This is a genomic window from Vibrio sp. 1167, from assembly GCF_033340375.1.
Classification (GTDB): Bacteria; Pseudomonadota; Gammaproteobacteria; order Enterobacterales; family Vibrionaceae; genus Vibrio; species Vibrio alginolyticus.
The window spans coordinates 279,427-302,245 of the sequence record NZ_JAWOWK010000002.1 but is presented as its reverse complement, the minus strand read 5'-3'; the positions used below and the strand labels follow the sequence as shown (position 1 = coordinate 302,245).

Sequence of the window (22,819 nt, the reverse complement as noted above, 5' to 3'; positions counted from 1 at the left end):
GTTTAAAAATTGGGATCAGAATCTACACTAAAATCCTGTTAGTAGAAAGTATTTTGAATGCTTGATCACACTATGGAAGTACAAATGCAACTCGATTCACTTTCTGTTGCTAATTTTGTTGACGTTTTGAGCAGATTTTTGCAGCCAAAATAAACTCTGTTCCTCCTTACTGGCCAATCAGGTTTTTCATCCATTTTCGGCTAACCATTCTTGGCAAGCAAATCGCCCACTTCACAACTTCTTCCGTCAAAAAGAGTAAGTAAACCCATTGTGGGTCCCAATTGAGATAAATCGCTGCAAATGCTGCGAGTGGAATCCCGATCACCCACTGCGCCAAGATGTCTTGATACAAACAAAACTTAACATCACCGCCCGCACGTAATACACCAACAATCGCCATCATCGGCACCGAGCGTAGCACGACACCCAACGCTAGAATCACCATAAACTGTTCAGCTAGCTCGCGAGTGTCTGTCGTCAGCGCACTAAACGCATTAAGGATCCATTGATTTGACACTATCAACAAGACGGCGACCACAAATGCGATAAGCACATTCAAAATGACCGTAGCCCATGCTTGATAATAAACGGGTTCAAAATTACGAGCGCCGAGCTGGTTCCCTACTAGAACTGCAGCCGCATTCGATAAGCCAATCATCATCGCCAATGCGATCGACTCAACAGGTGTCATTACGGAAAGTGCCGCCAAACCTTGTACGCCTGCTTGCCCCATGATGGCGTGATAAGCAAACAGCCCACCAGCCCACGCCAAGAAGTTAAATGTGGTTGGCAAAGAGAGGCTCAAGAAACGCGTAATTTTATCTAAGACCAATCCTGCGCGTATATCATCCCAACCAAATGCGATTATGTGTTTTTTCAACCATAGATAACCAAACAGGCAACCTACTTCGATCGCGCCACTGATTACCGTTGCGATCGCTGCTCCCGTAATACCCAGAGCAGGAAAGCCTAATTGACCAAAAATTAACACCCAGTTAAGAAACACATTAGATAAAATGCCTATACCACTAAAAAAAGTGCTTAGGCCTGGTTGGTGCATCGCCCTTAGGCCCACCGACATACTGGCCACACATGCAACAGCAAACATGCTAACCGACGAAATAATGAGATAGCTGGCCCCTAATTCAATCACTTCTTGTGAATCGGTAGTCAAACTCATGATGGGCTGTGGAAAAACAACAAACAAAGCAACAGCAATCGCAGCAAACATCATTGCGATCATCCATGTTAAAGCGGTACTGCGACGCACCCCAACTTTATCGCCAGCCCCCCAATATTGAGCGGTTAACAACGCACCGCCCGTTGTCACCCCAACTAACATGATGGTGGTGACGAAAGTCGCGCGCGCAGCAACTCCAACAGCGGCAATTTCTGCTTCACCAAGTTGACCAAGCATAAGAACATCGACGAGGCTTCGGCTAGAAAACATCATGCTTTGCAGTGTAATTGGTAACGCGATTGCAAATAAACGACGTAAGAATGCTTTATCTGCGTGTATTGAGAGTTGAGAAAGAAAAGTCACAAGCGCTCCAACGACAACTTATTGATAGAATGAGGAAAGTGTCTCATGATTATACTCTGTGGTGTTTATTCCACCAACGATAAAAGGACAGATAATGAAAAAGGTGTTGGTACTAGGCGCCTCGGGTTATATTGGCTCTCAACTTCTTCCGTTACTTTTAGACAAAGGTTACGCCGTCACAGCAGCGGCGCGACATATTGATTATTTAGAGTCAAGAACTCAGCCTCACCCTAATTTAACGTTAAGGTATCTCGACTTGGCTGACGCAGAGACCACGAAGGCTGTAGTGAGCGATTTTGATTTAGTATTTTTTCTCGTGCACGGGATGGCTCAAGGTGATGACTTTGTTGAGTACGAACTAAACCTTGCTTTGAACTTCAAATATGCGTTGGAACAAAGCTCCGTCGAGCATGTTATCTATTTGAGTGCCATTCAACCTCAAACCGGAAACTCTCGCCATTTAGCCGCTCGTAAAGCCACGGGAAAAATAATTCGACAGTCTGGTATTCCAGTAACTGAATTGCGTGCAGGCGTTATCATCGGCCCCGGCTCTGCTGCTTTCGAAATCATGCGTGACTTTGTCTACAACTTACCTATTTTGATCGCTCCTAAATGGGTCGACTCAAAAGCGAACCCTATTGCCTTGCCCAATCTCAACCACTATTTGTTGAAGTTAGCAGAAGCCCCCTCTCCAGAAGAAAGTCAAATTTATGAAGTTGGTGGGCCAGATACACTTAGCTACCGCGAACAGTTCAAAGTCATTTGCCGAATCACGAACAAGCCGTATCGACTGTGGTCGACCCCGCTACTTACTCCGAAAATGGCATCGTACTGGCTAGGTTTAGTTACCTCAGTGCCAACTAGTATCGGTAAAGCATTACTTGCGGGCTTAGAGCACGACTACATTGCAAACTCCAAAGCGATTGAAGAACGATTTCCTCAAACGCTGATCAGCTACGAGCAAGCGGTAACTGATACCATTCAAGATGAAGGCACATTTGTACGCAGTAATGTCTGGGGGTTTGAACCCGCAGCGCTTCGTCGATGGCAACCAGGATATGGCTATTACCCAAAACAAGCTGGAGCGAGCATTAAAACTCAAGCCTCCGCTGCGGCATTATGGAAAGTGGCGCAAAAGATCGGGAGTCGCGAAAAAGGTTATTACTTTGCCAACATCTTGTGGCGTACACGTGAATGGCTCGATATCTTTTTTGGTGGCGGAAAACCGATTCGCGTTTCTCCTCCTGGACCAGATCTCAAAGTCGGTGATTTTATTGACTCTTGGAAAGTGATTCGCTGCGATAATAATCAGTTTCTTTCACTGTTTTTTGGTATGAAAGGCCCAGGCCTTGGGCGTTTAGAAATTACCATCAAAGATCTCGGTGACGAACGAGAGCTGGATATTACCGCCTGGTGGCACCCGCAAGGGTTTCTTGGGCTGCTTTATTGGTTTGCAATGATGCCAGCCCATCTCTTCATATTTAAAGGCATGGTCAAAGCCATCGCGAAAGAAGCAAACCGTTTAGAAAACAAAAAGCCCCAATAACAGGGGCTTCTAAACACTCAAAATGTCACTTTAGTCAGCTTTGAACGAGAGTGGAATTTCGGCTAACTGGTTGCCTTCGTTTGCTGGAAAAATAAGGTACTCGCCATGGTATTTCACCATCGATTTGTAGTCTGTTACCTTATGAACCATAAAGCCCGCTTGCGCTGCTTTCTCAACAAACTCAGCATGATTGCCACGCACAAACCAACTCATTGGCTTGACGAGCAACTCGCCATCAAAACAGCTTTCGCATTGGTCTGCACATAACGCTAAAGAGTTTTGACCTTCAGTGAAGATTTGTACTTTGCCGCACCCAATCAGTTGCTCAGACGTCGAGACTTCCCAGCCTGCTTGCTCCATCAAATCAAGAAAAGACTCAATATCTGAATCTTTGAACACTTTGGAGTCTTCACCTTCAGGGAAGAATTGCGCATAAAAAGCAGAAATACGTTTAAAGATAAACAACAAACCAGCATCGTTCCCCTTTGAGCGACCTGCTTTTTGCCAACGCGTTAAGTCATCGCCTACCGTACGTCCGAAACGTTGTGATTTTAGCGCCTTTGTTACCCAACGCACTAAATAATGGTTATTCGCAACAGGTGCATTGGCTAACTTACCTGAGCGATGCTCTTGATCTAACTCTTCAAGTGCTGAGTTAACCAAGTTTTGAATTTCTTTGGTGTAATTCGACATTACGCCTTTCTTCCTAAAGTCCAATAAAACAGTGCTGAAAGCACAGAACAAGCAAACATCACGATGATCATCGGCCAAGCAACATTCCCGGGCAGTGATGCCACCAGCGCACCAACCAATGAACCGATACCGAATCTTAATGTCCCCGCTAGAGACGACGCCGTACCCGCCATTGATGGGTAACCACTTAAAAGCAGCGCCATCGCGTTACTACCTATCGTCGACAATGTACCGATAAACAGCACAACAAAAGGCACAATGCCCCATAATCCGAAGTCCATTAACCAACTTACGAATAAACCAATCCCCGCCAAAAGTTGCACGAACAACCCAAAACGAAGCATGGCATGGGAACCAACTTTCTTCACCAAGCGACCATTAATACTGGTCATGATGATCATCGCCACAATGTTCAAACCAAATAGGTAACCAAAGTGGTCTGGTCGAACACCATATAAATCAATATAAACAAACGAACCCGCCGTCAAAAATGCAAACATTCCGGAAAATGAAAACGCACCTGAGAGCATCAAACCGATCGCTTCAGGATTGGAGCATAATCTGGCGTAGTTTCTCAGCGTCGTGCGGAAACGAAGAGGCTGACGATTTTCAGGCTGTAACGTTTCAGGGATTTTCCAAAGTACGAGAAAAATCACGACTACAGCGAAAATAGCTAATACCCAAAAAATGGAACGCCAACCAAACCAAATCGCGAGATGGCCACCGATCATCGGTGCCACCAACGGCGCAATAGTAATGACCAGAGTAACGAAGGACATTGCGCGTGCAAAGTCTTCACGGTCAAACATGTCACGCACGACAGCTTGGATAATGACCGCCGCTGCCGCGCCAGCAAAACCTTGTGCCGTACGTACATAGGTCAGCGCATCAATGCCATTTGTTGTCGCACTCACAACAGCAGCCAAGCCGAAGAAAAGTACGCCTAAAATCAACACAGGTCTGCGACCAAAGCTATCGGCAAGCGGCCCGTGAATTAACTGGCCGATCGCAAAACCCGCGGTATAAGCCGTCAACGTAATCTGAACCGCGCCAGGCGCGACCCCCAAATCTTTCGCAATTGTCGGCATCGCAGGCAAATACATATCGATCGCCAAAGGCGTCAAAGCACCAATCGCTCCTAGTACCAGAAACAATAGAAAACTGATTTGGGATTGCGGAGCACTTTGAGCTTTTTCTGTCATTCTTTTACCTCTTGTTGGAGCCCTACCGTCAATACTTGCAGAACAAAGTGAAAATAACGGACAGTTCGAATATCGCTGAATGTAGAAGCCAAAAACCTGTTCTATCTAACGTTCGAGAATCATAAGGGCAAATATGTACCAAGGTGTGACCTTGACGAACTCGACATAGAAAAGCATGTGAAAGCGAAATGTGTTTATGGGAAACAAACACAATGCAGTAAAAATGATGGCGTTGACACCATCATTCCATTCACCGTAGCCGAAGGCTTTGCAATAAGAGTATGCATGCATCAGCTAAATGCAAAGGCATATCACTGAGATGAGTAAGCACACCGGAATTGTCTAGGCACTAATTTTGGTAGGAAAATTTATTTTGAGCCAATTCCTACCAAAAGACTAGTTCCTATTAGGAACTAAAGAATTTCCCATGCTGACAATTAGTTCCAAATAGAATCAATTTCTTCTTGCGTGAGGTAGCGATAATCACCTGGTTCTAGTGCCTCATCAAGTTCGATAGAACCAATACGCTCACGATGTAAGTACTCAACTTTATTTCCTAACGCCGCGAACATACGTTTCACTTGGTGATACTTACCTTCCACGATAGTTAACAATACTTCATTCTCGGCCTCGTTCACGATTTCCAAACGAGCGGGCAATGTTGCTTCTGATTCATTGCGCAAAATGATGCCTTGTTCGAGCTTTTCCGCGTAATCTGGCTGAATAGCATCGACGAGCCAAACACGGTACGTTTTCTCACACTTATGCTTAGGTGAGGTAATACGGTGAGACCACTTACCATCATCCGTAATCAACACTAAACCAGTTGTGTCGACATCTAATCGGCCCGCAAAGTGAAGGTTTTCAATTTTAGGCTCATCAAGCAATGCGAATGCAGTTTGGTTGTAGCCATCTTCATGTGAGCAAACAAAGTCAGCAGGCTTATACAACATAATGTAACGAGGACCAGGAGCACCAATAACACGGTCTTCCCACATCACTTCCGCACCTTCAGGTACTTTAAATGCACCACTTTTTTGAACCTCACCGTCAACGGTGATGTCTCCACTTTTGATGATCTTTGTTGCCTGTTTGCGTGTTGCACCCAGAGCGTCACACAAATATTTATCTAAACGCATGAATACCTCATTGAATTATACCCAAGTGATCTCTAAATCTTGGTTTAAAGGTCACTTGGGTATAAAAGTCAGGTATTATAGCGTTCCTCGTTCGAATAGTTGAGCAATTTCACATATTTTCATGTACACACTTCGTCCTTATCAAGCCGACTCGGTTAAAGCCGTTATTCATTACTTTCGTAAACACTCGACACCAGCAGTGATCGTGCTGCCAACCGGTGCAGGAAAAAGCTTGGTGATCGCAGAACTTGCTCGCCTTGCGAAAGGACGAGTGTTAGTCCTCGCCCACGTAAAAGAACTGGTCGAGCAAAACCACGCAAAGTATGAAGGTTATGGTTTAAAAGGTTCCATCTTCTCAGCAGGATTGGGACGAAAAGAAACTGACCAGCAAGTCGTGTTTGCTTCGGTTCAATCGGTCGTACGTAACTTAGATTCGTTCAAAAACCAGTTTTCTCTGCTCGTTATTGATGAGTGCCATCGTGTGCCAGATGACAAAAACAGCAGCTACCAAAAAGTTATTACTCACTTACGAGAACTGAACCCTGGCATTAAGGTGCTGGGACTAACTGCAACGCCCTATCGTTTAGGAATGGGCTGGATTTATCAGTATCACACCCGAGGTCAAGTGCGAACCGAAGAGCCTCGATTCTTCCGCGATTGTATTTTCGAACTGCCGATCCGTTACTTGCTCGACGAAAACTTCCTCACTCCAGCCCGCATGATGGATGCGCCCGTTTTGTCTTACGACTTCTCTCAGCTGAAGCCCGCTAACACCGGACGCTACAAAGAAGCAGAAATGGACATGGTGATCGATAAAGCCAAACGTGCGACTCCACAAATTGTTGAGCAAATCATGCAATATGCGAAAGAGCGTCAAGGTGTCATGATCTTCGCTGCAACTGTTCGACACGCACAGGAGATACACAGTTTATTGCCAGAAGGCGCAACTGAAATCGTCATTGGTGATACACCTACGCCGGAGCGCGATGCGATCATCCAAGCGTTCAAGAATCGCCAAATAAAATACTTGGTCAATGTTTCGGTACTGACAACCGGTTTTGATGCGCCGCATGTCGATTTAATCGCGATTTTGCGACCAACAGAGTCAGTCAGTCTGTACCAACAGATAGTAGGACGAGGATTACGCTTATCAGACGGAAAATCAGAATGTTTAGTGCTTGATTACGCAGGCAACAGCTACGATTTATACCAACCTGAAGTCGGTGATCCCAAACCAGACTCTGACAGTGAAATTATCACGATTCCTTGCCCGGCTTGCGGATTCAATAACAACTTCTGGGGTAAGTTGGATAGTAACGGTTTCTTGGTTGAACACTTTGGCAGACGTTGCCAAGGTTACTTTGAAGATGAAGACACAGGCGAACGTGAACACTGTGGCTACCGTTTTCGTGCCAAATACTGTGGTGAATGTGGTGCGGACAACGATATTGCTGCACGAATTTGTCATGAGTGTGACGCGACGCTCGTTGACCCAGATAAAAAGCTAAAAGAAGCCCTTAATCTCAAAGATGCATTAATCTTTGAATGCACAGAAATGGACCTATCTGTATTTAAGTCCAGTGATGGTAAATCTCAGCTAAAAGTGACGTATTCTGGTGAACCATACCAAGGCGAAGGCAATGCGTTAGTTCATGAGTTTTGGTCATTGAGTACCAAAAAACAAAAACAAACGTTTAAAGATCAGTTCGTACGCCCCCACTTAGCAGACAAGCATCGCCCTTTTGAAGAGGCTTCACCGACACGCGTTGTAGCTAATCAACATCGTTTCCGTTTGCCTCAGTTTGTTATTGCTAGAAAATCTGGTCGCTTTTGGAAGCTGCGGGATAAGATTTTTGAAGATGAGTTGAAATAACATCGACAACACATGGCAAAACTTAATTAGCTGATTCACTCTCTGTTCATCTATATCCGATATACTGCGGCTAACGCTCCAGAAAAGGTTTGACTATGTATAAAGCAACGACTTCTCTACATTCTGCGTTACTTTTCGGCCTTATTGCGACATTCATGTGTGCACCAAGTTTTGCCAAGCATGACAACGAGTACACATCACAAAATGGCCACGCCATCGTGCAAGATGTCGAAAAGCCAGGAACACGCATCGAATTCGATGAAGATCAAGATGAGGTCTACCGCGCGGTTCAACAAGGATATATACGACCATTTTCGGAACTTTACGCCGCAGTAGAAAACGACTTATACGGCCGCATCATCAAGGTCGAGCTTGAAGAAGATGATGATGCTTGGGTGTATGAATTGAAAATTCTGTACAACAATAGCGTCCTGAAAGTTGAGTACGACGCCGCCACGCTGGAAATGCTTGAGATCAAAGGTCGCAGCTTTAACAAAGCGTTAAAGCCGCAAAACAACTAAACTTGTCTAATGCGTAATCCAGACACGATGCGTAACTTACTTCGATAAAAATCCAAACATAATAAGAATCATCAATATGAAAATACTTGTTGTTGAAGATGATCCTCGTTTAGGCGAGCAAATCATCGAAACATTAGAAAGTACCGGCTGGGTACCAGAATTGTCCCAAGATGGCATAGACGCTCTGTATCGCGCGACTTCGGAAGAATGGGACGCCATTGTTCTCGACCTCGGCTTGCCAAAACTGGATGGTCTTACCGTCCTAAAAGGCATCAGAGATGAAAACATTAATACTCCTGTCGTGATTCTAAGCGCTCGCGACACCCTAACGCAGCGAGTTGAAGGCTTAAACGCAGGTGCAGACGATTACCTAACTAAACCATTTGAAATGGTTGAGCTTATCGCTCGTATTCGTGCACAGCTGCGAAGAGCCTCTGGTAATGCCTCTCCTGTGATGCAAATTGGCGACTTGAGCTTGGATACGCGCACTTCTAAAGTCATGTGGCAAGGGCAAGCGGTAAGCTTGACGGCGCTAGAGTATAAAGTGGTCGCTTACTTTATGCATAACCCGGAAAAAGTGATTTCTCGAACCGAACTCGTCGAGCACATTTACAAACAAGACTTTGATCGTGACTCCAACACAATCGAAGTTTTTATCGGCCGAATTCGCAAAAAAATCGCCCCAAAGATCATCAAAACTGTCCGAGGGTTGGGATACCAATTAAATGCCGAATAGAAACAGGCTACCGTTGAACGCAATAAAACGACTGAGTATCAAAAGTCGCCTCGTTTTAGCGGCGATCGTTTGGTTAACGGCAATGATCCTCGCCGCTGGTGTGACGATACCGACGCAGGTCTACAACTATATGGTTGATGACACTCGCTCACAGCTCAGCATTTTTATGGATGAAGTCGCAGCACAGTTAGAAGTCGATAACACCGGGCATCTTTCACTCGCAGCTCAGCTATCAGACCCTCGATTTAACCGACCTTACAGTGGTTTGTATTGGAGTGCCTCTACAGAGGCAAGCCTCGAACGTTCTCGTTCGTTGTGGGACAAAAAAATCGAATACAAAGGTTTGGATAAAGATGCGTATGGAGCAAGAGGCGAAAAACTAATTACGCTAGAAAAAGCACTGTATCTTCCTGATTACGATGGTCCTATTCACATTATTATTGGTATTGACGAAGAGCCCATTAAAAATACCCTTCAAACGTTAATCGGCCAACTTTGGCTTATTTTGGGTTTATTATTCGCGGGCGTACTTACCGTCATTTTACTGCAAATTGCTTGGTCATTGAGTCCGCTTACAAAGCTACAAAAAGAATTAGCCGAGCTGAAGTCTGGTAATAAAAAGAGTCTAGAAGAAACCTACCCAAAAGAGATTTCTCCTCTAATCTTCGACCTCAACGCTCTGCTGTTCCATTACCAAGAATTACTAGAGAGAGCTCGCAATCATGCAGGTAACCTATCTCATGCACTTAAAACGCCACTTTCTGTTCTAAAAAATGAAGTTCAGACGTTAGAACCTGAGGCACAATCCCGTCTCCGAGCTCCAATCAATCAAATACAAGACCATATCGATTACCATTTGGGTCGTGCCCGTATGGCCGGATCGATGAACATATTATCAGTGAAGTCGAACCCAGCAGATCGTGTGGATGCTATCTCAATGGCGTTTGATAAAGTGTATGCGAGCCGAAGCATTACCTTAATTAATGAACTTGATTCAGAGCTGAATGTAGCAGTAGAGCAGACCGATCTCGATGAAATGCTAGGTAACTTGCTAGAAAATGGCTATAAGTGGGCCAACAGCATGATTCGTGTGCACTCCTCTCAGGATAAGGAAAATATACACATCATTATTGAAGATGATGGGCCAGGCATCCCTAAAGAGAAACTGAGTCAAGTAATCAAGAGAGGAGTTAGATTGGATGAAACAACCCCTGGCTCAGGTCTTGGTCTAAACATAGTCAGTGAAATGGCACACAGTTACCGAGGTCAATTAACATTGGATACAAGCGCTTTAGGTGGATTAAAAGCATCTTTAGTCTTACATCTCAGCCGAACATAAAGCATATAACACATAAACTTTGTTTTTCGGACCATGATCAGTAAACCGATGAAAATGAAGTCGATGTGAACAAAATCCAAGCAAAGCGTTAAAAGGGATAGCCTTCCACCCCGCTAAATCATACCTTTTTGTTGATTTGGATACGATTTGGGTTGCCCATTTATAAGTGGAATGATAGTATCCGCGCTCGCTTGAACAGTTCCTGTTTCAAGCTTTACCACGAACAACAAGGTCGCATTGTTGATTGTGAACATTTGATTTTTACTAATTTGAGAGTAAATACTATGAAATTCGAAGCAGTAGTACGTACTGAACTAGGTAAAGGTGCGAGCCGCCGCCTACGTCACGCTGGCAAATTCCCTGCAGTTGTATACGGCGGTGAAGAAGCAGCAGTAGCTATCGTTCTTAACCACGACGACATCGTAAACCAAATGGACAAGCCTGAATTCTACGAAGGCATCGTTCTAGTTATCGATGGCAAAGAAGTTAAAGTTAAGCCACAAGACGTTCAACGTCACGCGTTCAAGCCAAAAGTTGAACACATGGACTTCATCCGTATCTAATTCCCTACCAAGGAATTAATCGGATTAAATCCAAACCTTTTGCATAAAAGATAATCGGATTTACCAACCGAGACATCTACAAAATTTCAAAACCCCGGAGTCTTACCACCTCCGGGGTTTTACTATATTTGGCATATAACATTTGATTTATGAACGGGCAATATACTTCACTAAAGTGAGATCGGTCAGCGTCATACTATCAATCACTTCCGACTCTTCCTCTCCAGTACGCACAAAACCACACTTCTTGTAAAAGTTAAGCCCCTGTTGATTAGTATCCAGTGCTTTCAAACTGATCTGCATAACTGACGTAGAGAGCAAACGTGTCTCTAACTCATCTAACAGTGCACTTCCTGCTCCTTGCCCATAATGTAGCGGCGTAACGTAGCAACATGTCACTAATGCCGTTTTATCTTCGCTGGTGTGGTTAGGTAACTCGTAACTTAAAAAGCCAACAATTTCTCCTTGCCTCTCAACTACGATCAATTGGGCCAGTTGCTCCGTCATCACTCGTGCCCACATCCTTTCTCGACGCTCAATCGTAAACTGCTCTATGTAGCTCTTTGGCATTAATCCTTTATACGCCACCTGCCAAGAATCAACGTGTATCTTGGCGATTTGGGCGACTTCCTTTTTGAGTGCGTCCCTTACTGTGTATCTCATAAGCATCCTTTCTTAGCGTTCACCACTTACAAATTCTTTTAACCCTACCCTTTAAACCAAAGCTCAAAGATAACAGCTACAGTCGCAACGCTTTACATTAATCCATTTCATTTTCATTAATTAAATGATAGTTCACATCATAATATTCGAAGAAGAACGATCCATTATTTACTTTTCATTTTGACTCATTAGATTGAATCTATTTGTTTAAACACTCGAGTGTCAAATGCGGAATAAGCACGATAAGGTATCGGATGAGGATAAATAAACGATGCTTAAAGCATAAGATTTCTAAACGATCGCAATTATAGTAAAGAGATAAATACAATTTTTGATAAAGTTAGGCAGAATAAAGCCATGATCAAATGAGTTTAAGCTCTGTGCTGTTCATTGTGCATACAAACCGAGCCCCTCATCATTAGAGCGAAAATTTATAACGATTTGTGTCATACCTATTAGGAAAAACATAAACTTGGCAAAATAATCACCAAAATCAGCGTAATACTTCGCAAAAATGCGCATTGATTCACACAAACAACACACATTCAATTAACTACCTCACAAAAAATAGAGCTAGCTATATAAAATAAATACTAAATACCAATTCTGTTTATTTATAGACGTAGTTTGCAGGCTTATTAATTCATTTCTCCGATAGAAGTATAAATAAGAGATAGATCACTAAAGTTTCACATTAATTCCGTATATTTCACGCCGTAACAATAACAAAATCACAAAGAAAGGATCCCTTATGAAGTTTTCCAAATCTCTTTTGGTAGTGGCAGTGGGCGCTGCGCTAGCAGGATGCGGCTCAGACAGCGACAATTCTCCAGTAACCTGCGAGACTGCAGATTCTTGTACTAAGTTCACCGTTCTCCACACTAACGATAACCATGGTCGCTTTTGGCATAACAGCGACGGCGAATACGGCATGGCTGCGCGTCACACTTTAATCGAATCTATCCGCACAGAAGTCGAAGCAAAAGGCGGTGAAACCATTCTGCTATCTGGCGGTGATATTAATACCGGTGTACCAGAATCAGACATGCAAGATGCGGTTCCAGACTTCGTAGGGATGAACCTACTTGGTTACGATGCAATGGCTGTCGGTAACCACGAATTTGATAACTCACTAGATATTCTCGATATGCAAGCCGAGCTAGCTGACTTCCCTATGCTGGCTGCGAATATCTATAAAAAAGATACAAACGAGCGTTACTTCGACCCTTACAAAGTATTTACTATCAACGGCCTTAAGATCGCTGTTATTGGTCTAACAACGCAAGACACTGCGAAGCTAGTCAATCCAGACAACGTATCAAACATCCACTTCGAAGACCCTCAAGTAGAAATCAAAAAGGTACTGAAGGAAATCGAAGAGAACGAAAAGGTAGACCTAGTATTTGCAACGACGCACATGGGTCACTACGAAGATGGTAAAAACGGTAGTGAAGCACCAGGTGACGTGAAACTCGCTCGCTCTCTTGAAGAAGGACAGCTAAACGCTATCATCGGTGGTCACTCGCAAAACCCTGTATGTATGGAACCAGGTACCAATGAGTATGCTGATTTCAAACCTGGGGATGATTGTGCCCCAGACCAACAAAAAGGCACTTGGATTATGCAAGCGCATGAGTGGGGTAAATATGTGGGTCGTGCTGACTTCGAATACTACGACGGCAAGCTTCACTTAGCGAACTACGCACTGATTCCTGTAAACCTTCTAGACGAAAACGATGAAGTTATCGGTGAACGAATTCAACAAGATGCAACGGTAAAAGCGTTACTACTGCCATACCAACAACAAGGTCAAGAGTTATTAGATGAGAAGATTTCTAATACGACGGGTAAGTTAGAAGGTGATCGTAACGTAGTTCGCTCTCAACAAACTAACCTAGGTCACCTACTCGGCGAGGCATACCGTACTTACAAAACGGTAAATGCTGACTTTGGTGTGATGAACTCTGGCGGCGTGCGTGATTCAATCCAAGATGGTGATATCACTTACCGTGACGTACTAACGGTTCAGCCATTTGGTAACTTCGTGACTAAAGCAACTATGACAGGTAAAGAAGTTAAAGAATACCTAGACGTGGTTGCGACGAAATCTGCAGGGTCTGGTGCTTACGCTCAACTAGATAACATCACTTTAGATGTAAATTGTGATGCTGGCTCAGTAACCATTACCGATATTAACAATAAAGGCTTCGATCTAAACGAAACGTACACATTCTCTGTAATCAGCTTCAGTGCTGCTGGTGGCGATAACTATCCAATCATCGATGTTCAATCTACACAGCTAACTGATGCATACGTTTTGCGCGAGTTCTTCGTAAACAACCCACAAATCTCTGCGGATAACTACAACAAGAACTTAGAGAACATCAAGTACTTCAGTAATGGCCAACCAGTAAAAGGCTGTCCTGCATCTGGTAGCTAATACTAAACACCTTCCCCCTGGCACTAAGAGCTTTTACAAGCAATTTCATCAGGGCTTTCCTCAAAACCGAAGCTTTGTGCTTCGGTTTTTTATTTTCGATAAATTACTGAAAACTCTCCACCTTCACAATATGTTCAAAAATTGTTCATTTGTGTTATTGACGCCCCTGTGTTGGGCTTCTATGTTTGATAAGGTCTTTTAAATATGCAGGTTCATCGGCTAAATTTCGCGAAACATTTTTAATCGCATAGTCAATGATTCTGAGAAAGATGTGAATGGCGTTACAAACACTGCTCTCAAACAATTTGTCTTTGGACTTCAAACGATGGTGATGTGCCTCCACGCGCACACTAATGAGCAGCGATCTGGACGTCAATGTGTTCAAACTGCTGCCATCGAGTTCTGGAGGTCAAAAATGAAACGAGCCAGCAATAGCTACAGACTCCAAATGATCAAAGAAGTAGTTACCCGTAGAGAGCGTGAAGCTTGTACGGATCCTATGGCGAGATACATTCATCAACTCATGGATGAACGCCCAACAAGTAAATTAGATGTTGAATTCAATCATCGATTTTCAGGAAATCACTTCGACGAACAAGCGGGAGGCTGGGTTAGCGACCGTTGGTCGATGAAATAACGCCAATTACCGCTTTATAAGGAAAATGGATAGGAGATTCCCGGTTCTTAAAGGACACCTTGCCGGACCGGGAATATGTAAAAGCCTAATCAGAACCGAAAGCGAAGGCGTAACCCCACAGACTGAACAAGAATTCTAGAATAAGTCTTGTTGAGGCGATGACTCATCTTGAAGCTGTTCTGGCTTCGTCTTCCCTGCCAACATCTTTCTTCTGTACCTTTGACGACACAACTTAATAACGTGCAACTGCTGAGCGGGGGTTAAGTTAAGCCAATTAAACCTTTCCTCTCTCTTTCTCATACACCCCTTGCAATACCCTTTTTCATCGGAGGTACATACTCCAACACAAGGGCTTGGGACAGTAAAAAACTCCAGTTGCTCCATACTAAAACCGCTCTTTCCATATTAGGGCGTATTGGCCTAGTTTAAATAATGAGAAGATTAGTCAGCAACAAAACTTGCTATATGCTTCGTTATGTCAAAAACATACGAAACCATAACCTTATGCTGACAAAAACAGTGTTTTATTACTTATACTTACCGCGTTTATAAAAACGGAGTCTATAAAATGAAGCTTAGCCTAAAAACGTTAGTTACAGCAATCTCTCTCCCTGTTCTTATGACTGCTTGTGCTAGCAACGGTGATGATGTGAAAGAAATAACGGCTCAAGATTTGCAGCACCACAACTGGGAACTTGTTCAAGTTGATGGCAAAAATATCGTTCTAGACGAACACCAAAAAGCGGCTCGCCTAGAAATCGGTGAAAATCTAACCGCAAACGGCAACGCAGGTTGTAACAACTTCTTCGGTCAAGCCGAGCTGAAAAACAACCAACTACGCATCGAAAAAATGGGCATGACCATGAAGATGTGTATGGAAGATCAAATGAAGATCGAAAACGCAATGACACAAACACTATCTAACTGGAGCGATATCACGCTAACTAAAGATGGTCTTGTTCTGAAAAGTGCCGATCACGAATTGACGTTTACACTACGTGACTGGGTAAACTAATCCCAACTAAGTAAACCAGATAGTATCTTAAAGCAGCCAAACGGCTGCTTTTTTTATATCGATGAATCGTTAGTCATGCATGCCAAAGTCATTTAAGTGACAAACTTTCTTTCTCTTTTCGCCCTCAATTCCATGCTTTAAACATCAATTTTGCTCTGTAAAACAACCTATTCATATCTCTGGGGACAATAATTTTCAATTACTTGAAAGAATATCCTCAAATAAACGGTCCGCTCCTAAAATGACACCAAATTTGTCCTTTCTTCGTTTTGCTTCACATTGAGAGTAGTTCTTTGAATCAATGAGTGATTCCGTTTGGGATTGGCATTGATAATAGAGAGAGATGAATTACTATCCTTGTAACAGAGCGGAACGACTTGCGAAAACGTCAATAGAAACGAAAGCAAGAACCAAAAGACATAACACGGAATAGATATGAAAAAGCTACTCAGCAGCATTGGCATTTTAGCCACGACTTTTGCGACACCTTCTTTTGCCGATTCATCAGTGAATAGCGAATGGCAAAAAATCGAACATCAAGCCGACGGGCAATCCGTCTACTTTCATGCTTGGGGCGGGAGCCAAGAAATTAATCGCTACATACAGTGGGCGAGTAGAGAGCTAAAATCACGTTATAACGTGACGCTAAACCACGTTAAAGTAACTGATATTTCTGAGACCACTACTCGACTTATCGCAGAAAAAGCGGCAGGCAAAAACAGCGGTGGTAGTGTTGATATGGTTTGGATCAATGGCGAAAACTTCAAATCAATGAAGGATAACCAATTGCTATTTGGTCCTTTTGTCGAAGGTTTGCCAAGCTGGCAATATGTGGATAAATCTCTACCAATTGATGTGGACTTCTCCGAGCCAACAGAAGGTCTAGAAGCACCTTGGGGAGTAGGACAATTAGTGTTTATCCATGACGAGCAAACCCTCCATAACCCTCCAAAATCATTCTCAGAAATGCTGAGCTATGCAAAAGCGTTCCCGAATCGCCTGACTTACCCTCGACCACCAGAGTTTCATGGCACAAGCTTTATCAAAGCATTACTCATTGAACTGTCTAACAACGCCCCTGAGCTGCAACAACCAGTTACCGATGACACGTTTGAACAAGTCACTCAACCGCTGTGGTCTTATCTAGATGAGTTCCATAAAGTCGCTTGGCGCGGTGGTAAGCAGTTTCCAGGCGGTACAGCAGAAACCCTTCAGCTACTAGATGATGGTCAGACTGACCTGGCGATTACCTTTAACCCGAACGCGGTTTTCTCTGCGCAGTCGAGCGGTAATCTTGCAGAGAGCACCAAAGCGTACGCAATGGACGCAGGAGCACTCTCAAATATCCACTTTTTAGCGATTCCTTGGAACGCAAATGCCAGTGCTGGTGCACAAGTTGCGATAAACTTTTTATTGAGCCCTGAAGCACAGTCTCGCAAAGGTAACCTAAACATCTGGGGCGACCCTTCGGTACTAAGCAACCAATACCTAACTGGTTCGGCCAAAAACACTCAACAATTCAAATCTATCGCTGAGCCACATCCAAGTTGGCAAGCGGCGTTGGAAAAAGAATGGTTGAAACGCTACGGGAATTAGTAAGAATCCATGTTAAGAGCGCTGTATTTAGTCATTATCGCAGTTTGTATTTTGCCTACCATTCCGGGACTACTTGGAGTGGTGGTCTCTGCGCTCGGTTATGTACCTCCTATCGGTCTACACCACTTTTCTTTTGATGGCTTCAATGCCGTCTTTGATTGGGAAGGTGTTTGGACATCCATCGGGCTTACTTTCTACTCCGCCATTTTCAGTAGCTACTTGGCTTGCTTCATCGCATTTGCAATTCTACAAGCGTCTTGGGGCAGTAAGTTTTGGCGAAAAATTGAAGTTAGCCTTTCCCCACTTCTCGCGATGCCGCACGTCGCGTTTGCAATTGGCTTTGCGTTCTTGTTTGCCCCAACTGGTATGGGCGTTCGTGTTCTCAACCAACTGTTTGGTTACGACCCGAATGCACAAACGGTGAATGACTTAGCATTGTTGATTAAAGACCCACATGCACTCGGTTTGGTCATCATGCTTGCGATTAAAGAAGTGCCGTTTTTATTGTTGATGAGTATTCCGATCCTTCAGCAATTGAAAGTCGATAAGGTTGAAAAAGTCAGTCACTCGATGGGCTATAGTTCGGCGCAAGCGTGGTGGAAATGCGTATTTCCGCAATGGTTAGCAAAACTTCGTTTCCCAATGCTGGCGGTATTGGCTTACAGTTTGTCCGTTGTCGATGTCGCCCTGATTATTGGCCCTACCAACCCGCCGACGTTTGCGGTTTTGGTATGGCAATGGTTTAACGATCCAGATTTATCGCTCCTACCAAGAGCGGCCGCTGGCGCAGTAATACTGTTTGTGATGGCTAGTCTTTTGATTGGTTTCGCTCGATTGGTGGAATGGTTAACGACCAAAGGCTTCAAACGCTGGCAGTACTCTGGTCGAAACGGGTTTCGTTTACCCGGTAAAACCCTATTTTCACTGATTGCGCTACTTGCACTTCTAATGATTCCACTCATGGTGCTGTGGAGCTTTGCTCAACGTTGGCGCTTTCCAGATTTGCTCCCAAGCCGTTACAGCCTGCTTTTTTGGGAATACGAATGGCACAGTATTCTAGGGACTCTAGAGCAAAGTATGTCAATCGCCCTGATCAGCGCGACTATCGCGCTAGTTCTTGCTTTAATAGCACATGAGTATCGCCTTCGTTATCGCTGGCAGATACCCGGTTACATCATCGCCATCCCGATGCTGATTCCTCAATTATCGGTGCTATTCGGTATGCAAGTGGTAACACTGTACTTAAACAGTAACGCGTATTTCTTTTGGGTATGCTGGGCGCATGTGTTCTTCGCATTCCCATTTATTTACCTCTCGCTAGACGGGCCGTGGCGCAGCTTCGATAACAGCTTAACTCGCGTCGCACTCAGCTTGGGTAAAACACCGATGCAAGCTTGGTTAAAAGTGAAACTGCCAATCCTCCTACCTGCGATTGCATTCGCGTGGGCTGTCGGTATTAGTGTCAGCCTAGCGCAATACCTACCTACATTAGTGCTAGGGGCTGGGCGCATTAGCACCATCACAACCGAAGCCGTTGCACTATCCAGTGGTTTTGACCGACGTGTCGCCGCTATTTACGCCATTTGGCAAGCTCTGCTGCCATTCATGTTCTTCTCTTTTGCGATACTGCTTAGCCACTTGCACAGGACGTATCGCCGCTTGTCTATAAAAGGTTTACTACTGAATGAGTCTTTGTCTCGAAAACCTCGCCATCCGTAAAACCAATGGCGACGCGCTTTTCTCGGCGTTTAATATGACCGTAGAAAAAGGTGAAATCGTTACCCTGATGGGGCCTAGCGGTTGTGGTAAATCCACTTTGTTGGATGCCATTGCCGGGCACCTATCCGCCGAGTTCAATTACTCTGGAGCCATTACGCTTGATAACGAAAAGTTGGATGCCCTCCCTGCCCATAAGCGTCAGGTCGGTATTCTGTTCCAAGAAGATTTGCTCTTCCCTCATTTAACGGTGTGGGAGAACCTTGCCTTCGCGCTACCAAACTCAATCAAAGGTGAAGAGCGTAAAGCTCACGCTATGCAAGCGCTGAAGAACATTTCATTGACCAAACTAGCAGAGTCCTTTCCTGACCAAATTTCGGGAGGGCAACGCGCCCGTATTTCATTGACTCGTATGCTGCTAGCAAAGCCGAAAGTTGCGCTACTTGATGAGCCCTATAGCAAGCTGGATAAAGACCTGCGTGTACAATTTCGCAATTGGGTGGTCGAACAATTGCAGCAAGCGAACATCCCTACTTTGATGGTAACGCACGATGAAGACGATATTCCTGATGGCAGCCGCTGCCTAAACTGGCCGTGGGAGACAAATCATGCTTGATAGCCTGAGTATAAAGCTCATCCGCAAACCGCTGGCACTCAGTGCGACATATATCGATAAATGTGGCATCACCGCAAATCAGACGACAGTATTTGGTTTTGTGCTTGGCTGTTTTGCCCTGCCTGCTTTGATCGCCGAACAGTACTTGTTGGCGTTGCTGTTTATTTTGCTGAACAGAATCTGTGATGGGTTAGACGGTGCACTGGCAAGGATTCAAGGCATTACCGATGCGGGTGGTTTTCTTGATATCAGCTTAGATTTTTTGTTCTATTCGTTGATTCCTTTTGGCTTTGTGCTTGCCAACCCAGAGCACAATGCCGTTGCAGGCGCATTTTTGATTTTTTCCTTCATCGGCACTGGTAGTAGCTTTTTAGCTTTTGCCATCATGGCAGGAAAACAAGGCATCGATAATCCGGTATATAAAAACAAATCGCTTTACTACATGAGCGGCTTAACCGAAGGTACAGAAACCATTGGCTGTTTGGTTTTATTTTGTTTGCTACCGCAACACTTTGCCGTCATCGCGTATATCTTTGGCGCGGCATGCTGGTTTACCACTTTTACACGTATTTATTCAGGGTTTCATACGCTTAACGATCATTAATACTGCTTAGACAATCGCGTTTCCTTAAGGGACAGGCCGCTAAGCCACTGTTTTATAAAGCACCAAAACGCAGGTTAAATTGGGGTATATACTCTTTGAATGAAGAAACCATTCGGAGGCTATATGAAAAAACAGATCAATTTAGGCATGTTGCTCACCATTACTTGTGCGCTCGTGCTTGGCGGCTGTAGCTCACCTAACCCGTACGGAGATGCATACGGCTCATCCGACACTCGCAAAGTTCAGCAGGTTTACTACGGCACAGTAGAAAAAGTAGAACCCGTAACCATTGATGCCTCTACCCAATCCAATGCCATTGGCACCATCGCTGGTGCTGCCGTGGGCGGGATCTTAGGCTCAAAAGTTGGGGGCGGTTCTGGCTCGGATATCGCTGCCATTGGTGGTGGTCTATTGGGTGGCTATGCAGGCAGCAAAGCGGCTGAAGCAACCGCGAAAAGAAATGGCGTGAATCTGACCATTCGTTTAGAGGACGGAAAGATTATCTCTATTGTTCAAGAAGCAAATCCAAACATGATTTTCCAACCAGGCCAAGCGGTCCAAATCAATGTTTCTGGTAATGACGCCAGAGTCGTTCCTCGTTAATTCGGACGAACCAAACCTTTGGCCTGCTTTAATTCAAACACCTAACCCGCGCAAGCTTACATCACTGGCTTGTTAACTTGCGCGTTTCTTTTCGTATCAAACTTGATCGTCGTCAATGGAACATCAATCTCCCACACCTTTCGATGTTCAAATGACATCAAGTTGCTAGCATGAGCCCATTCCAGATAACTTTGGGCTTGTTATGACTCCGACTGTTGACCACGTACTCCTTAATATCGCGCTAAACCTCAGCTCAAATCGCTCTCACGAGCAGCAATATCAAAATCTCATTGATGGGGTCGCGCAAGTATTCCCATGTGATGCGAGCTGCCTGTTTATCTTCGATGAGGATGGTTCTCTAACTCCTGTCGCGGTAAAAGGCTTATCCAGCTCGGTCTTAGGTCGTCGCTATTTCCCCAAGGCGCACCCTCGCTTAGATGCCATTATTCATAGCCGTGAACCGGTGCGTTTCGATGCCGATTGTTCACTGCCGGATCCTTTCGACGGCACACTATTAACTGAAGACCAATGCATTGATGTTCACGATTGCATGGGCTTTAGCTTGTATGTCGAAGGCCAACTTGTTGGCGCACTAACGATGGATGCACTAACGGTGGGCGCGTTTGATGGCATCGATCCTGTCGCTATCGAAACCTTTGCGGCTTTGACCGCTGCGACATTGCGTAACATTGCTCAGTTAAAAGCGCTCAAAGCGCAAAACCAGAAGCAAAAAAGCGTCACTCAAACCCTTATCCAGCAAGCCCGTTCTCAACATGGCGAAATGGTGGGTTTGAGTCCACAGATTAACCAGTTACGAAACAACATTGCGACTGTTGCTCAATCAGATTACGCAGTACTTATCACAGGAGAGACCGGTACTGGTAAAGAACTGGTCGCGCACTCGGTACACGCGCAATCTCATCGTAGCGATAAGCCGATGATTTACGTCAACTGTGCGGCCCTGCCTGAAGGTCTGGCTGAGAGTGAACTGTTTGGCCATGTCAAAGGCGCATTTACAGGTGCTAATAGCCACCGTGCCGGTAAGTTTGAACTGGCAGACGGTGGAACGATTTTCCTTGATGAAGTGGGCGAACTGCCTATGATTTTGCAAGCAAAATTGCTGCGCGTAATTCAGCAAGGCGAGCTGCAACGTGTGGGTAGCGATCAGCATTTGATGGTCAATGTGCGCATCATCGCCGCGACCAATCGACAATTAGAAAAAGAGGTCGAAGCTGGCACGTTTCGAGCAGACCTTTTCCACCGTTTAAACGTATTCCCAATCCAAGTTCCCCCACTTCGTGCCCGTGACGGTGATATTCCCGTTTTAGCCGGATATCTGTTAGAAAAGGTACGCCAACAATTTAATGCGCCCAATCTTCACGTTCATCCTAAAGTGTTGACTCAATTGGAATCTTCACCTTGGTACGGAAACGTGCGCGAGCTCGAACATACTTTAACGCGCGCGGCTTTGCACGCCATTCAACAAGGCGCAAGCACGATCATGCTTAACCATTTCGACACCTCATTGGCTCTCGGTGATGTAAAAAACACATCGCATTATTTACCCAAAGAAAGCCAACCAATGCGAGAACTGATAGAAAGCTATCAACGTGATTTAATTGAACATGCTTTAAGCCAAACTGGTGGCGTTTGGGCAAAAGCAGCGGAGTTTTTGCAAATGGATCGCGGGAACTTATATCGAATGGGTAAAAAGCTCGGGATCAATAAATAACCAACCACAAGAAGCCGATGTAATTAAGACATCAACCCCGTT

General features: G+C 44.6%; 21 protein-coding genes. 15 read left to right on the top strand and 6 right to left on the bottom strand.

From position 1 onward, the window contains the following. Positions 1 to 166: 166 nt before the first annotated feature. A complete protein-coding gene (locus R7Z78_RS04755; RefSeq protein WP_005378048.1) occupies positions 167 to 1,543 on the bottom strand; it encodes an MATE family efflux transporter in 1,377 nt (458 codons plus the stop codon). Between the two features lie 94 nt (positions 1,544 to 1,637). Here R7Z78_RS04755 and R7Z78_RS04750 point away from each other — a divergent pair, with 94 nt between their 5' ends. Next, positions 1,638 to 3,089 carry a DUF2867 domain-containing protein gene (locus R7Z78_RS04750; RefSeq protein WP_064376429.1) on the top strand — a complete coding sequence of 484 codons (1,452 nt, stop codon included), beginning with the start codon at positions 1,638 to 1,640 and terminating at the stop codon, positions 3,087 to 3,089. A gap of 30 nt (positions 3,090 to 3,119) precedes the next feature. Here R7Z78_RS04750 and R7Z78_RS04745 read toward each other — a convergent pair whose 3' ends face one another. The 3 genes from R7Z78_RS04745 to rsuA form a co-directional block, all read right to left on the bottom strand. Next, positions 3,120 to 3,782, bottom strand: a complete 663-nt coding sequence (locus tag R7Z78_RS04745) for a DUF2913 family protein (protein WP_005378053.1) — start codon at positions 3,780 to 3,782, stop codon at positions 3,120 to 3,122. Beyond that, the gene (locus R7Z78_RS04740; protein ID WP_017820848.1) at positions 3,782 to 4,984 is read right to left on the bottom strand and encodes a Bcr/CflA family multidrug efflux MFS transporter; all 1,203 of its coding nucleotides are present in this window, start codon (positions 4,982 to 4,984) and stop codon (positions 3,782 to 3,784) included. Before R7Z78_RS04740 ends, R7Z78_RS04745 begins: the two co-directional genes overlap by 1 nt. Positions 4,985 to 5,421: 437 nt before the next feature. Then, on the bottom strand, positions 5,422 to 6,123 hold the full coding sequence (gene rsuA / locus R7Z78_RS04735) for a 16S rRNA pseudouridine(516) synthase RsuA (protein ID WP_033905117.1): 702 nt from the start codon (positions 6,121 to 6,123) through the stop codon (positions 5,422 to 5,424). 121 nt (positions 6,124 to 6,244) lie between these two features. Here rsuA and R7Z78_RS04730 point away from each other — a divergent pair, with 121 nt between their 5' ends. The 5 genes from R7Z78_RS04730 to rplY all read left to right on the top strand — a co-directional run bounded on the left by R7Z78_RS04730 (position 6,245) and on the right by rplY (position 11,155). Then, positions 6,245 to 7,996 carry a DEAD/DEAH box helicase gene (locus tag R7Z78_RS04730; protein ID WP_064376430.1) on the top strand — a complete coding sequence of 584 codons (1,752 nt, stop codon included), beginning with the start codon at positions 6,245 to 6,247 and terminating at the stop codon, positions 7,994 to 7,996. Positions 7,997 to 8,151: 155 nt separating this feature from the next. After that, positions 8,152 to 8,517: a PepSY domain-containing protein gene (locus R7Z78_RS04725; protein ID WP_372036143.1), complete on the top strand. Its 366-nt coding sequence runs from the start codon at positions 8,152 to 8,154 to the stop codon at positions 8,515 to 8,517. Between the two features lie 76 nt (positions 8,518 to 8,593). Further along, a complete protein-coding gene (locus tag R7Z78_RS04720; RefSeq protein WP_005378073.1) occupies positions 8,594 to 9,253 on the top strand; it encodes a response regulator transcription factor in 660 nt (219 codons plus the stop codon). Beyond that, positions 9,243 to 10,592: an ATP-binding protein gene (locus tag R7Z78_RS04715; RefSeq protein ID WP_005378071.1), complete on the top strand. Its 1,350-nt coding sequence runs from the start codon at positions 9,243 to 9,245 to the stop codon at positions 10,590 to 10,592. The genes R7Z78_RS04720 and R7Z78_RS04715 overlap by 11 nt, the downstream gene beginning before the upstream one ends. 284 nt (positions 10,593 to 10,876) lie before the next feature. Beyond that, on the top strand, positions 10,877 to 11,155 hold the full coding sequence (gene rplY, locus R7Z78_RS04710) for a 50S ribosomal protein L25 (RefSeq protein ID WP_005378066.1): 279 nt from the start codon (positions 10,877 to 10,879) through the stop codon (positions 11,153 to 11,155). Between the two features lie 147 nt (positions 11,156 to 11,302). Here the strand turns inward: rplY and R7Z78_RS04705 are convergent, their stop codons facing one another. Beyond that, complete coding sequence (locus R7Z78_RS04705; protein WP_104979003.1) at positions 11,303 to 11,818, bottom strand: GNAT family N-acetyltransferase; 516 nt, start codon at positions 11,816 to 11,818, stop codon at positions 11,303 to 11,305. A 751-nt stretch (positions 11,819 to 12,569) separates the two neighbouring features. On the opposite strand from R7Z78_RS04705, the gene ushA reads away from it, so the two are divergent. Continuing rightward, positions 12,570 to 14,258, top strand: a complete 1,689-nt coding sequence (gene ushA, locus R7Z78_RS04700) for a bifunctional UDP-sugar hydrolase/5'-nucleotidase UshA (RefSeq protein WP_169644481.1) — start codon at positions 12,570 to 12,572, stop codon at positions 14,256 to 14,258. Between the two features lie 415 nt (positions 14,259 to 14,673). Next, positions 14,674 to 14,895 carry a hypothetical protein gene (locus R7Z78_RS04695; RefSeq protein WP_005386686.1) on the top strand — a complete coding sequence of 74 codons (222 nt, stop codon included), beginning with the start codon at positions 14,674 to 14,676 and terminating at the stop codon, positions 14,893 to 14,895. A gap of 135 nt (positions 14,896 to 15,030) precedes the next feature. On the opposite strand, the gene R7Z78_RS04690 is transcribed toward R7Z78_RS04695, so the two are convergent. After that, positions 15,031 to 15,279, bottom strand: a complete 249-nt coding sequence (locus R7Z78_RS04690; RefSeq protein WP_005378062.1) for a DUF1289 domain-containing protein — start codon at positions 15,277 to 15,279, stop codon at positions 15,031 to 15,033. 184 nt (positions 15,280 to 15,463) lie between these two features. Between R7Z78_RS04690 and R7Z78_RS04685 the strand changes: the two genes are divergently transcribed. The 7 genes from R7Z78_RS04685 to norR all read left to right on the top strand — a co-directional run bounded on the left by R7Z78_RS04685 (position 15,464) and on the right by norR (position 22,777). Beyond that, a complete protein-coding gene (locus tag R7Z78_RS04685; RefSeq protein ID WP_005378077.1) occupies positions 15,464 to 15,910 on the top strand; it encodes an META domain-containing protein in 447 nt (148 codons plus the stop codon). A 435-nt stretch (positions 15,911 to 16,345) separates the two neighbouring features. Then, positions 16,346 to 17,506: an ABC transporter substrate-binding protein gene (locus tag R7Z78_RS04680; RefSeq protein ID WP_104979001.1), complete on the top strand. Its 1,161-nt coding sequence runs from the start codon at positions 16,346 to 16,348 to the stop codon at positions 17,504 to 17,506. Positions 17,507 to 17,515: 9 nt separating this feature from the next. Next, the gene (locus R7Z78_RS04675) at positions 17,516 to 19,225 is read left to right on the top strand and encodes an ABC transporter permease (protein ID WP_169644479.1); all 1,710 of its coding nucleotides are present in this window, start codon (positions 17,516 to 17,518) and stop codon (positions 19,223 to 19,225) included. Continuing rightward, positions 19,191 to 19,838, top strand: a complete 648-nt coding sequence (locus R7Z78_RS04670) for an ATP-binding cassette domain-containing protein (protein WP_115385873.1) — start codon at positions 19,191 to 19,193, stop codon at positions 19,836 to 19,838. Before R7Z78_RS04675 ends, R7Z78_RS04670 begins: the two co-directional genes overlap by 35 nt. Then, on the top strand, positions 19,831 to 20,442 hold the full coding sequence (locus R7Z78_RS04665; protein WP_005386693.1) for a CDP-alcohol phosphatidyltransferase family protein: 612 nt from the start codon (positions 19,831 to 19,833) through the stop codon (positions 20,440 to 20,442). Before R7Z78_RS04670 ends, R7Z78_RS04665 begins: the two co-directional genes overlap by 8 nt. Positions 20,443 to 20,565: 123 nt before the next feature. Then, positions 20,566 to 21,045 carry a glycine zipper 2TM domain-containing protein gene (locus tag R7Z78_RS04660; protein ID WP_005386695.1) on the top strand — a complete coding sequence of 160 codons (480 nt, stop codon included), beginning with the start codon at positions 20,566 to 20,568 and terminating at the stop codon, positions 21,043 to 21,045. Between the two features lie 202 nt (positions 21,046 to 21,247). Beyond that, on the top strand, positions 21,248 to 22,777 hold the full coding sequence (gene norR, locus R7Z78_RS04655) for a nitric oxide reductase transcriptional regulator NorR (RefSeq protein WP_169644478.1): 1,530 nt from the start codon (positions 21,248 to 21,250) through the stop codon (positions 22,775 to 22,777). Positions 22,778 to 22,819: the final 42 nt, after the last annotated feature.